This is a genomic window from Nocardiopsis sp. NPDC050513 (assembly GCF_044457925.1).
GTDB lineage: Bacteria > Actinomycetota > Actinomycetes > Streptosporangiales > Streptosporangiaceae > Nocardiopsis.
The window spans coordinates 47150-60508 of sequence record NZ_JBITHK010000012.1; the positions used below are offsets into that span (position 1 = coordinate 47150).

The following is a 13359-nucleotide window of genomic DNA, read 5'->3' on the forward strand; positions in this document are numbered from 1 at the left end:
TCGACGGTTCAGGAGGATTCGCCTTGGTTCGTTCCTGGTACGAACTGCCGGAGTACGTCCGTCTCCGCCGTGTCAACGGGCTGCGCCTCTCCCCGGACGGTACCCGCCTCGTGGCGCCCGTCAGCGGCCTCGGCCCCGACGGCACCTCCTTCCACAGCGCCCTGTGGGAGATCGACACGGCCCCCGAGTCCGAGGGCGGGAGCGCTCCCCGGCGCCTGACCCGCTCCGCCAAGGGGGAGGGCGACGCCCGCTTCCTCCCCGACGGATCGCTGCTGTTCGGCTCCGGCAGACCCGATCCCGACGCCGCCTCCGACGACGCCCCCAAGGCCGCCCTGTGGATCCTGCCCGCCGGAGGCGGCGAGGCACGCCAGGTCGCCTCCAGACCCGGTGGCGTCTCCTCGTTCACGGTCGCGCGCGACTCCGGCCTGGTCGCCTTCACCTCCGACACCCACGCGGGCAGCGGGACCGCCGAGGCCGACCAGGAGGCCCGCAAGGCGCGGGAGGAGGCCGGGGTCACCGCGATCCTCCACGAGTCCCTGCCCATCCGCTACTGGGACGGCGACATCGGCCCCGACCACCCGCGCTTCCTGGTCGCCGAACCGCCCGCCGACGGCGGATCCGGCCTCGGCGAGCACCGGGACCTGGCCCCCGACGCCGGCATGGCCCTGGTGAACGCCTCGGGCGACCTCACCCCCGACGGGTCGGCCCTGGTCACCGAGTGGCAGGTGCCCACCGGCCGGGGATCCCTGCGCACCGACATCGTCACCGTCGACACCGCCACCGGCGAGCGCCGCACCCTGGCCAGCGAGCCCGACCACGACTTCGGCGGACCCCGGGTCTCCCCGGACGGCCGCCACGTCCTGCTCGCACGCGGCTCCGCGGGCACGTACGACGGCGAGCCCCGCGACCACACCCTCTGGCTCGTCGACCTCGCCACGGGCGAGGGCCGCGACCTGCTCGCCGATCACGAGCTCTGGCCGCGGGACTACGCGTGGGCGGCCGACTCCGCGTCCGTCTTCCTCGCCGCCGACCAGAACGGCCGCAGACCGCTCTTCCGCGTCGACCTGGCCTCCGGAGAGCTCACCCGCCTCACGGGCGACCACGGCGCCTACAGCGCGCCCAACCCCTCCCCGGACGGCCGCCACGTGTTCGCGCTGCGCGACGCCTGGGACGCCCCGCCCGCGCCCGTGCGCCTGGACGCCACCGCCGTCGACGGAGCGCCCACGCCCCTGCGCACGCCCGGGTCCGAACTGACCATGCCCGGCACCCTGACCGAGATCGAGACCACGGCCGACGACGGCGAGCGGATCCGGTCCTGGCTCGTCCTGCCGGAGGAGGCCTCGGCCGAGTCCCCCGCGCCCCTGACGCTCTGGGTGCACGGCGGCCCCTACATGAGCTTCAACGGCTGGTCCTGGCGCTGGAACCCCTGGCTGCTCGCCGCGCGCGGCTACGCCGTCCTGCTGCCGGACCCCGCCCTGTCCACGGGGTACGGACAGCGGATGCTGCGCCGTGCCTGGGGGAAGTGGGGGCCGCGCACCCACGCCGACGTCATGGCGATCACCGACGCCGCCGAGGCGCGCGCGGACATCGACGCCGACCGCACCGCCATGATGGGCGGCTCCTTCGGCGGGTACATGGCCAACTGGATCGCCGGACACACCGACCGCTTCCGCGCCATCGTCTCGCACGCATCGCTGTGGGCGCTGGACGGCTTCAGCAGCACGACCGACCTCCCGCCGGTGTGGGAACGGGAGTTCGGAACCCCGCTCGCCCAGCCCGACCGCTACACGCTGAACTCGCCGCACCTGCGCGCCGACCGCGTCCGCACGCCCGTGCTCGTCATCCACGGGGACAAGGACTACCGCGTGCCGATCGCGGAGGGGATGCGCCTGTGGCGGGACCTGCTCCTGCACGAGGTGGACGCCAAGTTCCTGTACTTCCCCGACGAGAACCACTGGATCCTCAAGCCCGGCAACGCCCGGATCTGGTACGAGACGATCTTCGCCTTCCTGGACCACCACGTCCACGGCAAGGAGTGGACCAGGCCGGAACTGCTCTGACCCGTACCGCCCACCCACGAACGGGGGACCACACGTGAGTACCACCCACCATCGCCCCGACCCGGAGGAACTGCGCGCGCTCGCCGTGCGCGCCGCGGCCGAGGCGGGGGAGCTCGCCGCCGAGGGCCAGGCGGGCATCACCGTGCTCGACACCAAGTCCAGCCCCACGGACGTCGTCACGAAGATGGACCGGGCCGCCGAGGAGCTGATCCGCACCCGCCTGCTGGAGGCCCGCCCCCACGACGCGGTCCTCGGCGAGGAGGGCGGCGGCGTGAGCGGCACCAGCGGAGTGCGGTGGATCGTCGACCCGATCGACGGCACGGTCAACTACCTGTACGGGAGCCCGGACTGGGCGGTGGCGATCGCCGCCGAGGTGGACGGCAGGGTCGTGGCCGCGGCCGTGAACGTCCCCTCGCGCGGGGAGATGTTCGAGGCGGTCCTCGGGCACGGATCCCGCCGCAACGGCGTGGCGCTGCGGGCGCCGGACGCGGTGCCGCTGGACCGGGCCCTGGTCGCCACCGGCTTCGGGTACTTCCCCGAGCGGCGCGCGCAGCAGGCGCGGGTGCTGCTGGAGGTGCTCCCCAGGGTGCGCGACATCCGGCGCTGCGGCGCCGCGGCCGTGGACCTGACCGGTCTGGCGACCGGCCGCTGCGACGCCTACTACGAGCGCGGACTCAATCCCTGGGACTGGGCCGCACCCGGCCTGGTCGCCAGCGAGGCCGGCGTGCGCGTGGGCGGGGCCGCCGGCGGGCCGCCCAGCACCGATCTGGTCATCGCGGCGCGCCCGGAGCTGTACGAGGCGCTCGACGGTCTCCTGGCGCCGCTCGGCGCCGACACCGACGGCTGAGGGCCGGAAGGCCCGCGGCCTCCGGGCCCGCGGCGGTGTGAGCGCCCGGACACATGTGAGGGGCGGGGCGGACCCGTGGTCCGCCCCGCCCCGTGTCCTGGGCCCCGCCGGTCCGGGGGGATCCGGGTCAGGGCCGCCGCACCCGCGTCAGCAGCGGGTGTCGATGCCGTTGCGAGCCGCGATCCGGTAGAGGTCCTCGAGCTCCGACGCGTGTGTGTCGGCGAGGAAGTCGTCCCCGGCGGCCTGAGCCGAGCGGAGCGACCGGGAGGTCTCGTTGATCCGGACCTTGATCTCTGCGAGGAACTCGCCCATGACACCTCTCTCAGGGGTCGGCACCGGGACACAAGGGTGCCCCGGTGAATGCCGTCAGCGCACGACTGCGTGTCCGCGCGATCCGATGGCGCCGCCTCGGTGCGGCGCGTGCCCGTCGCGGTCCGGCCGGAGGCGGCCGGTGTCCACGCGTGCGTCTCCATACCCCTACCGCACCGTCATCCAAACCCCGTCGGCGCCCCCGGTTTCCCGGACCGGGCCGCCCGGCCCGGGACGGGACCGGGGCCCGCTGGTGTCGCATGACACATTTCCCCGGTGCGCACCGTGCTTACTTGTTTCTTATTCTTGATGTGTCAGATTCGAGATGTGCGGGGTTGGGCCGCCGCCGACGGTTGGGGGATTCGTCGGCGGCGGCTCCCCGTGCGCAGCAGGGATCGAAGCTCTCGGCCCAGCGCCCGTGTCCCCACGGGATGAGGAGAGTGGCCCTCCGCGGAGGAGGCCACGGCGGGTTTACCGCCTCCTTACTCCGTATGTGGGAGAACGGATGACGCGGCCGGGACCAAGAACGCCGCTGCCGGTGTGTTGGGGGATGCGCCGGCAGCGGCCCCTCTTTCTTTTTCCCAGGTAGCAGAGGTCGAGAAGGTCAACGTGCGCGTACTCGTGGTCGAAGACGAACGGGTCCTGGCCGACACCGTGGCGGTCGGACTCCGGCGCGAGTCGATGGCGGTCGACGTGGTCTACGACGGCGACACGGCCCTGGAGTACGTGGCCGTCAACGACTACGACGTGGTCGTCCTCGACCGGGACCTGCCCGGTACCCACGGCGACGACGTCGCCCGGTCGCTGGTCGGCGACAGCTACACCGGCCGCATCCTCATGCTCACCGCCTCCGGCGGTGTCCAGGACAAGGTCGAGGGGCTCACCCTGGGCGCCGACGACTACCTGGCCAAACCCTTCGCCTTCGCCGAGCTCGTCGCGCGCGTGCACGCCCTGGGCCGTCGCGCGGTGCCGCCGCTGCCCCCCGTCCTGGAGCGGCACGGCATCGAGCTCGACCCGGCCAACCACCGGGTCCACCGCGACGGCCGCGAACTGGCGCTCACCCCCAAGGAGTTCGCCGTCCTCCACGTGCTCATGCGCGCGCGGGGGACCGTGGTCAGCGCCGAGGGCCTGCTGGAGAAGGCCTGGGACGAGAACGCCGACCCGTTCACCAACGTCGTCCGGGTCACGGTCATGACCCTGCGCAAGAAGCTCGGCGACCCGCCGGTCATCCAGACCGTCCCCGGCGCGGGGTACCGGTTGTGAGACCGGCGGAGCGCCCGGAGCCCGGACAGGTCGAGCCGACCCGCCCGGGTGACACCGGCACGTGGCGCAGGCTCAACACCGTGGCGCCCTCCGGACAGGGCGCGGAGCGCTCCGCCGCCGCCGACCGGGTGCACCGCTTCACCGACAACCTCAGCCTGCGCACACGGCTCACCCTGATCTACGGGATGCTGTTCTTCGCCGCGGGCTCGGTGCTGGTACTGGTCAACTACCTGATTGTCACGGTGCTGCTCAACGCCCTGCTGGCCGAGGAGAGCGCCGCGGAGCTGGCCGCGCAGAGCTACCTCATCGAGGAGGTCCTCACCCACGTCACCCGCTTCTCCCTGCTCGCCCTGTTCCTGGTCGGGCTGCTCGCGGTGGCGTTGGGGTACGCGGTGGCCGGGCGCGCGCTCTCGCCGCTGCAGAAGATCACCCGGATCGCCCGGAGGCTGTCCGAGCGCTCCCTGCACGAGCGGATCGCCCTGTCGGGGCCCGACGACGAGATCCGCGAACTCGCCGACACCTTCGACGGCATGCTGGAACGGCTCGACCGCGCCTTCGACGGGCAGCGCCGCTTCGTCGCCAACGCCTCGCACGAGCTGCGCACCCCGCTGGCGATCAACCGGACCCTCCTGGAGGTGGCGCTCAGCTCCCCGGAGGTGTCCGCCGACCTCAAGAGCGTCGGACAGACCCTGCTGGAGACCAACGCGCGCCACGAACGCCTCATCGACGGTCTCCTCTTCCTGGCCCGCAGCGACCGCGAGCTGGAGGCGCGCACCCGGGTCGACCTCGGCGAGGTCGCCGAGACCGTGCTCAGCCAGCTGGCGGGCGACCTGTCCGAGTCCGGCCTCCAGCTGCGCCTGGACCTGCGCCCGGCCCTGGTGGAGGGCGATCCCGTCCTCCTGGAGCGGCTCGTCGGCAATCTCGTGGAGAACGCACTCAAGTACAACGTCGCCGAGGGTGAGATCACCGTCCGAAGCGGCATGTACGAGGGGCGCCCCGCCGTCCAGGTGGAGAACTCGGGCAAGGTGATCCCCGCCTACGAGATCGAGGGCCTCTTCGAGCCGTTCCGCCGCGGCTCCGGCGACCGCGTGGGGTCGGGGCGCAGCGCGGGACTGGGACTGTCCATCGTCCGTTCCGTCGTGCGCGCGCACGAGGGCGTCGTGACCGCCTGGCCGCGCGCGGGCGGCGGGCTCGTCGTCACGGTGTGTCTGCCCGTTCCCCCCGCGGAGGCGGCCGAGCGGCGCTGAGAGCCGCTCGCGAGCTGCGCACGGCCACGCTTCGTGGTATCTATACGTGTCCGAAGACACGCCCACCCCTGTCACGGGCGTCGACTCCGGGTGGGTATGCTTCCCCGGGCGTGGACACGGAGGGAATCCCTCCTGACGTGGGCATGTCTTGGATATTGCCCGCCGGTGGGGGAGTGTTCCGCGCTCGTCCGAGATGGGCGAACAGGGTCCTATGCAGGAGCCCGACACCGGGTAGTACACGGGGAGCCGACCGACGCGTGGCCGCCATGGCCGCCTTCGGTCACGGTCCCGCGAGAGTGCCGCTGACCTGTGGACGGTGACCCGGGAGGGGGCACGGTTCGCCAGGAACGGAAACTCATCGGCCGAACCGGGCACAACGAAGGTCTCTCAAGCGTTACACCCGCGCGACGAGGCACTGAACGAGGGGGATGGAGTTAGCACAGATGGCCACCGACTACGACAGCCCGCGCAAGACTGACGAGGAAATCAACGAGGACAGTCTCCAGGAGTTGCAGGCGCGGCGCGGGGAGAAGGCCGCCGGGCCGATCGACGCCGACCCGGACGAGGTCGCCGAAGGCATGGAGCTGCCCGGCGCGGATCTGTCCGGCGAGGAGCTCGCGGTCCGCGTCCTCCCGCGTCAGGCCGACGAGTTCACCTGCGCGCGGTGCTTCCTGGTGCACCACCGCAGCCAGCTCGCCGAACAGCGCGACAAGCAGCTGATCTGCAAGGAGTGCGCCTGAGCGGACGGGGCGGACCACCGTCCCCGTCCGCGGTACCACCGCCGAACCCCCGTCGCCGGGGCCCGCACGGCGGTGACCGCCGCGCCGGGCGTCGACACCACACACGGCGGTGGACGGCCGACCACACGCGTACCGCGTGCGGTGGGCCGTCCACCGCGTGCGTGTTCGCCCTGGGCCTCCGCATCGCTTCGGCCCGTGTTCGGGTGCCCTGACGGCAGCGGTTCCCCGTCTTCGCCTGCCGCTCGTTCCTCGCTCGCGGCCCGACTCGTCTCGCGGAACCCCGCCAGCGCCCGGACGGCAATCCCCGGGGCATCCGCTCCCGGGGCGTGGTCAGGCCTCGATCGCGTCGCGGTCGGGCCGGGCCAGTCCCTTGCGCGCGGTGCGCACGGCCAGCACCCGGGCGACCTCCACGCCGACACCGGCGACCACGGCCCACCCCAGCGCGCGGCCGAGGCCGACCTCGGGGGACTCGATGTCCGTCGGAGGCTCCTCCCCGGTGGCGCGGGTCCAGGCGAAGGTCAGGGCTTTGCGGGTGACGTACTCCGCGGCGAACCCCGCCGCGAATCCGATCAGAGCGGGGGCGAGTTCACCGCCGTCCTTCTTGGCCATCTTGTCTCGTTCACCGTTTCCGTTGGGCTTCGACGGCACGCGCGTCGCGCGCCGTGTCCGTAGTGGGGATCCTTTCACGGACGCCCCTCGGGCGCATGATACCCTGGTAGGGTATTGACGTCCGCCCGGGAGCGCGGGGAAAGCGGAACGAACACGGCCGTCGGAGCACTACCATTGCCACATGACCAACGGCTCTCATTCCTTCCGCATGCCCGACAAGCCTTCGCTGGACGGTATCGAGGCGAAGTGGGTCGACGTATGGGATGAGTCCGGCGTCTACCACTTCGACCGCACCCGCGGCCGCGAGGACGTCTTCTCCATCGACACCCCGCCGCCCACCGTCTCGGGTTCGCTGCACATCGGCCACGTGTTCTCCTACACGCACACCGACACCGTCGCCCGCTTCCAGCGGATGAACGGCAAGGCCGTCTTCTACCCGATGGGCTGGGACGACAACGGTCTGCCCACCGAACGCCGCGTCCAGAACTACTACGGCGTGCGCTGCGACCCGTCGATCCCCTACGACCCGGACTTCCAGCCCCCGGTCAAGCCCGACCCCAAGCGGCAGATCCCCATCTCCCGCCGCAACTTCATCGAGCTGTGCGACCAGCTCACCGAAGAGGACGAGAAGGTCTTCGAGTCGATCTGGCGCCGCCTCGGGCTGAGCGTCGACTGGCGGCACACCTACGCCACCATCGACGACAACTCCCGCGCCGCCGCCCAGCGCGCCTTCCTGCGCAACCTGGCCCGCGGCGAGGCCTACATGGCCGAGGCGCCCACCCTGTGGGACGTCACCTTCCGCACCGCGGTCGCCCAGGCCGAGCTGGAGGACCGGGAGCGCCCCAGCGCCTACCACAAGCTCGCCTTCCACCGGCCCGACGGCACCCCGGTGCACATCGAGACCACCCGCCCCGAGCTGCTCGCGGCCTGTGTCGCCCTCGTCGCCCACCCCGACGACGAGCGCTACCAGGACCTGTTCGGCACCACGGTGCGCACGCCGGTCTTCGGCGTCGAGGTCCCCGTCCGGCCGCACCGCCTCGCCGACCCCGAGAAGGGGTCCGGCATCGCGATGATCTGCACCTTCGGCGACATCACCGACGTCACCTGGTGGCGTGAGCTCCAGTTGGAGACCCGGCCGGTCATCGGCTGGGACGGCCGCATCATGGCCGACCCGCCCAAGGGCCTGGAGTCCCCCGAAGGGCGCGAGGCCTACGCCTCCCTCGTCGGCGCCACCGTCCACACCGCCCGCGAGCGCATGGTCGAGCTGCTGCGCGCCAGCGGCGACCTGATCGGCGAGCCCACCGCGATCACGCACCCGGTGAAGTTCTACGAGAAGGGCGACAAGCCGCTGGAGATCGTCACCACCCGCCAGTGGTACATCCGCAACGGCGGTCGTGACCAGAGCCTGCGCGAGGCGCTCATCGAGCGCGGGCGCGAGCTCGACTGGCACCCCGAGCACATGCGCTCGCGGTACGAGAACTGGGTCGGCGGACTCAACGGCGACTGGCTGATCAGCCGCCAGCGCTTCTTCGGCGTGCCGTTCCCGGTCTGGTATCCGCTCGACGCCGAGGGCAACCCCCGCTACGACGCGCCGATCCTGCCGAACGAGGAGCAGCTGCCGGTCGACCCCAGCTCGCAGACGCCCGAGGGCCACACCGAGGAGCAGCGGGGCCAGGCGGGCGGCTTCATCGGCGACCCCGACGTCATGGACACCTGGGCGACCTCCTCCCTGACGCCGCAGATCGCCTCCGGATGGGAGCGCGACCCCGACCTGTTCGGGCGCGTCTTCCCGATGGACTTCCGCCCGCAGGGCCAGGACATCATCCGCACGTGGCTGTTCTCCACGGTCGTGCGCGCCCACTTCGAGAACGGCACCCTGCCCTGGAGCACCACCGGCATCTCCGGCTGGATCCTGGACCCGGACCGCAAGAAGATGTCCAAGTCCAAGGGCAACGTCGTCACGCCGGTCGCGCTGCTGGAGAAGTACAGCTCCGACGCGGTCCGGTACTGGGCGGCCAGCGGGCGCCTGGGCACCGACACCGCCATGGACGAGGGCCAGATGAAGGTCGGCCGACGGCTGTCCATCAAGATCCTCAACGCCAGCAAGTTCGTCATGTCGGTCGCGGGAGAAGGCGCCGCCACCGACCCGTCCGCGGTCACCGAGCCGCTGGACCGCGCGATGCTGGCCACGCTGGCCGACGTGGTCGAGGACGCCACCGCCGCCTTCCGGGCCTACGACCACACCCGGGCCCTGGAGCGGGCCGAGCGGTTCTTCTGGGACTTCTGCGACGACTACCTGGAGCTGGTCAAGGCCCGCGCCTACGACACCGAGTCGGCCGGGGGCGCCTCGGCGCGCGCGGCCCTGCTCATCGCCCTGGGCGCCCTGCACCGGCTGTTCGCCCCGTTCCTGCCCTTCGTCACCGAGGAGGTCTGGAACTGGTGGCAGGAGGGCTCCGTGCACTCCCAGCCCTGGCCGGAGGCGGCCGAGTACCGCGCCGCCGCCGTCGAGGGCGACCCGGCCGTGCTGGCCGCCACCGCCGAGGTGCTGCGCGCCGTGCGCAAGGCCAAGTCCGAGGCGAAGCTGTCCATGCGCGCCGAGGTCGAACGCGTCCGGGTCTCGGGCAAGCAGGTCGAGGCCGCCCGGGCCGCCGGCGGCGACATCGCCGCCGCCGGCCGCGCCGCCGGGATCGACTTCGAGGCCACCGACGATGCCGAGCTGACCGTCGAGGTGACGCTGCCCGAGTCCACCGAGGACTGAGCACCGGGCCGGAACGGCCGACGGGGGCGGGGCCCGAGCGCCCCGCCCCCGTCCGCGCGCCCCGAGTCCGGCCGCGGCCGGAGCCCGTCCCGCGCTCCGGGGCGTCGGTCACCGGCCGCACCTCCCGAAGGGCGATAGGCTCAGCGGTTGTGAGTACCTCATCCCTGGAAGGCGGACGGATCCCGATCACGGTCCGCCGCCTGGACCCCGGCCTCCCCCTGCCCGCGTACGCGCACCCCGGCGACGCGGGAGCCGACCTGTACACCGCCGTCGACGTCGACCTCGCGCCCGGCCAACGGGCCACGGTCCCCACCGGGCTGGCGATCGCCCTGCCCGACGGGTTCGCCGCGTTCGTCCACCCGCGTTCGGGCCTGGCGGCGCGCTGCGGCGTGACCATCGTCAACGCGCCGGGCACCGTCGACGCGGGGTACCGCGGCGAGATCAGGGTGACACTCATCAACACCGACCGGGACACCCCCGTACGCCTGTCCCGCGGGGACCGGGTCGCGCAGCTGGTCGTCCAGCGCGTGGAGCGGGCCGAGTTCGTCGAGGCGGACTCCCTGCCCGAGTCGGTGCGCGGAGCGGGCGGGTTCGGTTCGACCGGGGGCCACGCCGCGCTGCGGTGAGGTCGCCCCGAAACCCCGGTGCCACCCGGGGAGCAACGGAAGCGGAGAGGTGAAGGGCGTGTTTGGACGCCGCCGTAGGAAGCGGGACGACAAGACCGGCAGAGCCGCGGAGACCGGGTCCGCCGCTCGGCGGAACGGTGCCGCGGGAGAGGTCTCCTTCGACAACGAGATCGAGCCCGAACGGCCGACCGAGCAGGTGGCCAAGGAGGCCGACCGGTACCGGGCCACCGGCCCGTGGGACTCCGCCGAGGACGTCCCCGAGGCCCGGCGCATGGACCTGGGCAGCCTCAAGCTGCCCATGGAACAGGGCACCGACATCCAGGTGAACGTCGCCCAGGACGCCCGGGGCAAGCAGAAGATCATCGGCGTCACCCTCGTGCGCGGCAAGACCGCGCTCCAGGTGCAGCCCTTCGCCGCCCCCAAGTCCTCGGGGCTGTGGGACGAGATGCGCGAGGAACTGCGCGAGCAGGTCGCCAAGCAGGGCGGCCAGGCCGAGGAGCACTCGGGGACCTTCGGCCCCGAGCTCCAGGCGGTCATCCCGGTCAAGGGGAAGAAGACCGAGGACGGCAGGCAGCTGGGCCAGCGGGTGCGGTTCATCGGCGTGGACGGCCCGCGTTGGGTGCTGCGCGGCGTGATCCGCGGCGAGGGAGCCTCCAAGCCGGAGATGATGGCCGAGGCCGAGCAGCTGTTCGCCAACATCGTCGTGGTCCGCGGCGAACAGCCGGTGCCGCCCAGCGAGCTGTTGGAGATCACCGTGCCCAAGCAGCTCCAGGATCGGATGGCCGCCGCGGTCAAGGAGCGCGCCGCGCAGCGGGCGGCCCAGCGCGGCAACGCCGGGAGTTCCCCGAACGGCTCGGCCAGCGCCGGTCAGGCCGGGCGGACGCCCGACGGGGCCGAGGGCTCCTGAACCGTCCGGCGGCGTGCCGGGGCGGCGCACGCCCTAGGGTGTTGGTCATGACGGACACGAACGACAACAGCGCCCCCCGGCCGCTTCCGGAGGACTGGAACCGAGCCCTGGCGGTCGTGGCGCACCCCGACGACCTGGAGTTCGGGGTGTCGTCGGCGATCGCGCGCTGGACCGCCCAGGGCAAGAGCGTGGTCGAGCTCATGGTCACTCGGGGCGAGGCGGGCATCGACTCCCTGCCGCCGGACGAGTGCGGCCCCCTGCGGATGGCGGAACAGCGCGCGTCGGCCGCGATCGTGGGCGCCGAGACCGTGGAGTTCCTCGAGTTCGCGGACGGCGCCCTGGAGTACGGACTCCCCCTGCGGCGCGCGCTCGCCGCGGCGATCCGGCGGCACCGTCCCGACGTGGTCGTGTCCATCAACTTCCGCGAGGCCTTCCCGGGCAGTGCCTCGTTCAACCACGCCGACCACCGGGTGCTCGGCCCCGCCCTGCTCGACGCGGTCCGCGACGCCGCCAACCGGTGGGTGTTCCCCGACCAGCCCGGCGACGGCGTCGAACCGTGGTCCGGGGTGCGGTTCGTGGCCTTCGGGGCCTCGCCCCGCCCCACGCACTTCGTGGAACTGGGCGAGCCCGACCTGGCCGCGGGGGTGGCCTCGCTCGACGCCCACGAGGTCTACCTGGCCAACCTGGGCGGCTTCGACCAGAAGTCCTTCCTGTCCCGCGCCGCCGAGGAGGCGGGCCGCCGCGTGGGTGCGGCGCTGGCCACGGAGTTCGAGGTCTTCGACGCCTGAGGACCGGCTCGGGCCTCGGAGCCGGACCGCGCGCGGCGCGGCGGCGGGGGAGCCGCGCTCAGGAGGCGGCACCGGGGTCCACGGGGTCGGCGACGCGGCCCAGGAACAGGATCGCCTCGCCGCGCCGGAGGACGAAGACGAACGGCCGGTCGACGGTGAACTCCACGGGCGGGGAGGACACGGTCGCCGCCATCACCATGACCGCCGCGGTGGCGGCGGCGCCCTCGGCGCCCTTCTCGTCCACCCTCAGCACGGCCTGGTGCAGGATCGAGTCCACCCGGAGCGGCTCGTCGCTGATCCCGTCGAACCGGGCGCGGTCACCGGCCATCCGGGTGACGCCCAGCTCCTCCAGGGGCGCGAGGAGCGCGGCCTCGGTCTCCACCGAGAAGCGGGGCAGAGCCAGCTCCACCTCACGCGAGCGGCGCGCCCGGTACAGGTCGGCCAGGGCCGCCGCGTCCGGAGGTGCGGACGCGGGGTCGTCGGGCAGCAGCACGTCCAGAGTCAGGCCGTGCCCACCCGCCAACCCGACCATGCGCCACCCCGCCGCCTCCGCGTAGGCCAGGTCCTCCCGACGGTGCATGGTGGGGACCTCGCGGGGGCCGGCGGGAGCGTGGAAGGTCCGCCCGCGCGTCGCCGCCGCGGCGAAGGGCTCGATCCAGACCATCGCGACCCACAGCGCGTTCACCAGGAGCAGCCGCGTGTCGGGGTGCACCGAACCGGCGGACAGCAGTTCGGGGACCAGGCCCCGGGTCACCTCGGACACGCGGCCGTTGACCCGTCGGCGCACCCCCTCGGGGTCGCGCGCGAAGCCGACCCCCTCCACCTCGACACCGGGCCGTGCGCGCACCTGAGCCGCGAAGGCGGGTCGCACGCGCAGGTCGTCGGGCACGTACAGCCCGTTGAGGGCGGCCAGGTCCAGGCCGGCGGCGGCGGACACCGCCGCGTCCAGCGCGGCCAGCTGGACGGGGACGTCCCGGCCGAGCAGCAGCTCCAGCTCGTCGCGGGTCCGGCCGGCCGCGCCGGAGGCGAGCAGGCCGAGGACCGTGCCGACCGAGTGCGGGGACCACACGTGGGAGGCGTCCGGGGCGGCCAGGACCCGGTCCAGTGCGGCGGCGAACGCCAGGTGGTCGGTTCTCGGCGGGTCGGACAACCGCATGGGGGCTCCTCGCGACGGGGTCGACGCCGACAGCGTACGGACTCGCGGC

At 73.0% G+C, this 13359-nt stretch carries 12 protein-coding genes; 9 read left to right on the forward strand and 3 right to left on the reverse strand.

Features of this window, described 5'->3' with window-relative positions; translation table 11 throughout:
* The first annotated feature begins 23 nt into the window (after window positions 1–23).
* Together ACIBFB_RS20630 and ACIBFB_RS20635 are read left to right on the forward strand one after the other, a co-directional pair.
* On the forward strand, window positions 24–2060 hold the full coding sequence (locus ACIBFB_RS20630) for a S9 family peptidase (RefSeq protein ID WP_397232456.1): 2037 nt from the start codon (window positions 24–26) through the stop codon (window positions 2058–2060).
* Window positions 2061–2094: 34 nt separating this feature from the next.
* Window positions 2095–2907, forward strand: coding sequence for an inositol monophosphatase family protein (locus ACIBFB_RS20635; RefSeq protein WP_397232458.1), 813 nt, complete (start codon window positions 2095–2097; stop codon window positions 2905–2907).
* 147 nt (window positions 2908–3054) lie between these two features.
* Here ACIBFB_RS20635 and ACIBFB_RS20640 read toward each other — a convergent pair whose 3' ends face one another.
* Window positions 3055–3219 (reverse strand): hypothetical protein, encoded by a 165-nt coding sequence (locus tag ACIBFB_RS20640; RefSeq protein ID WP_017598337.1) that lies wholly within the window; start codon window positions 3217–3219, stop codon window positions 3055–3057.
* Window positions 3220–3825: 606 nt separating this feature from the next.
* Between ACIBFB_RS20640 and ACIBFB_RS20645 the strand changes: the two genes are divergently transcribed.
* The 3 genes from ACIBFB_RS20645 (at window position 3826) to ACIBFB_RS20655 (ending at window position 6466) form a co-directional block, all read left to right on the forward strand.
* Window positions 3826–4479: a response regulator transcription factor gene (locus ACIBFB_RS20645; RefSeq protein WP_397232461.1), complete on the forward strand. Its 654-nt coding sequence runs from the start codon at window positions 3826–3828 to the stop codon at window positions 4477–4479.
* Complete coding sequence (locus ACIBFB_RS20650) at window positions 4476–5726, forward strand: sensor histidine kinase (RefSeq protein WP_397232463.1); 1251 nt, start codon at window positions 4476–4478, stop codon at window positions 5724–5726. The genes ACIBFB_RS20645 and ACIBFB_RS20650 overlap by 4 nt, the downstream gene beginning before the upstream one ends.
* Window positions 5727–6169: 443 nt before the next feature.
* Window positions 6170–6466, forward strand: a complete 297-nt coding sequence (locus tag ACIBFB_RS20655; protein WP_075926289.1) for a DUF4193 domain-containing protein — start codon at window positions 6170–6172, stop codon at window positions 6464–6466.
* 330 nt (window positions 6467–6796) lie between these two features.
* On the opposite strand, the gene ACIBFB_RS20660 is transcribed toward ACIBFB_RS20655, so the two are convergent.
* A complete protein-coding gene (locus ACIBFB_RS20660; protein ID WP_397232466.1) occupies window positions 6797–7075 on the reverse strand; it encodes a DUF4235 domain-containing protein in 279 nt (92 codons plus the stop codon).
* A gap of 181 nt (window positions 7076–7256) precedes the next feature.
* Here ACIBFB_RS20660 and valS point away from each other — a divergent pair, with 181 nt between their 5' ends.
* The 4 genes from valS (at window position 7257) to ACIBFB_RS20680 (ending at window position 12154) form a co-directional block, all read left to right on the forward strand.
* Window positions 7257–9833 (forward strand): valine--tRNA ligase, encoded by a 2577-nt coding sequence (gene valS / locus ACIBFB_RS20665; protein ID WP_397232468.1) that lies wholly within the window; start codon window positions 7257–7259, stop codon window positions 9831–9833.
* A 149-nt stretch (window positions 9834–9982) separates the two neighbouring features.
* Window positions 9983–10459, forward strand: coding sequence for a dUTP diphosphatase (gene dut, locus ACIBFB_RS20670; RefSeq protein WP_397232470.1), 477 nt, complete (start codon window positions 9983–9985; stop codon window positions 10457–10459).
* 58 nt (window positions 10460–10517) lie between these two features.
* The gene (locus tag ACIBFB_RS20675) at window positions 10518–11366 is read left to right on the forward strand and encodes a DUF3710 domain-containing protein (RefSeq protein WP_397232472.1); all 849 of its coding nucleotides are present in this window, start codon (window positions 10518–10520) and stop codon (window positions 11364–11366) included.
* 47 nt (window positions 11367–11413) lie between these two features.
* Window positions 11414–12154 (forward strand): PIG-L deacetylase family protein, encoded by a 741-nt coding sequence (locus tag ACIBFB_RS20680; RefSeq protein ID WP_397232474.1) that lies wholly within the window; start codon window positions 11414–11416, stop codon window positions 12152–12154.
* Between the two features lie 58 nt (window positions 12155–12212).
* On the opposite strand, the gene ACIBFB_RS20685 is transcribed toward ACIBFB_RS20680, so the two are convergent.
* A complete protein-coding gene (locus tag ACIBFB_RS20685) occupies window positions 12213–13310 on the reverse strand; it encodes a serpin family protein (RefSeq protein ID WP_397232476.1) in 1098 nt (365 codons plus the stop codon).
* Window positions 13311–13359: the final 49 nt, after the last annotated feature.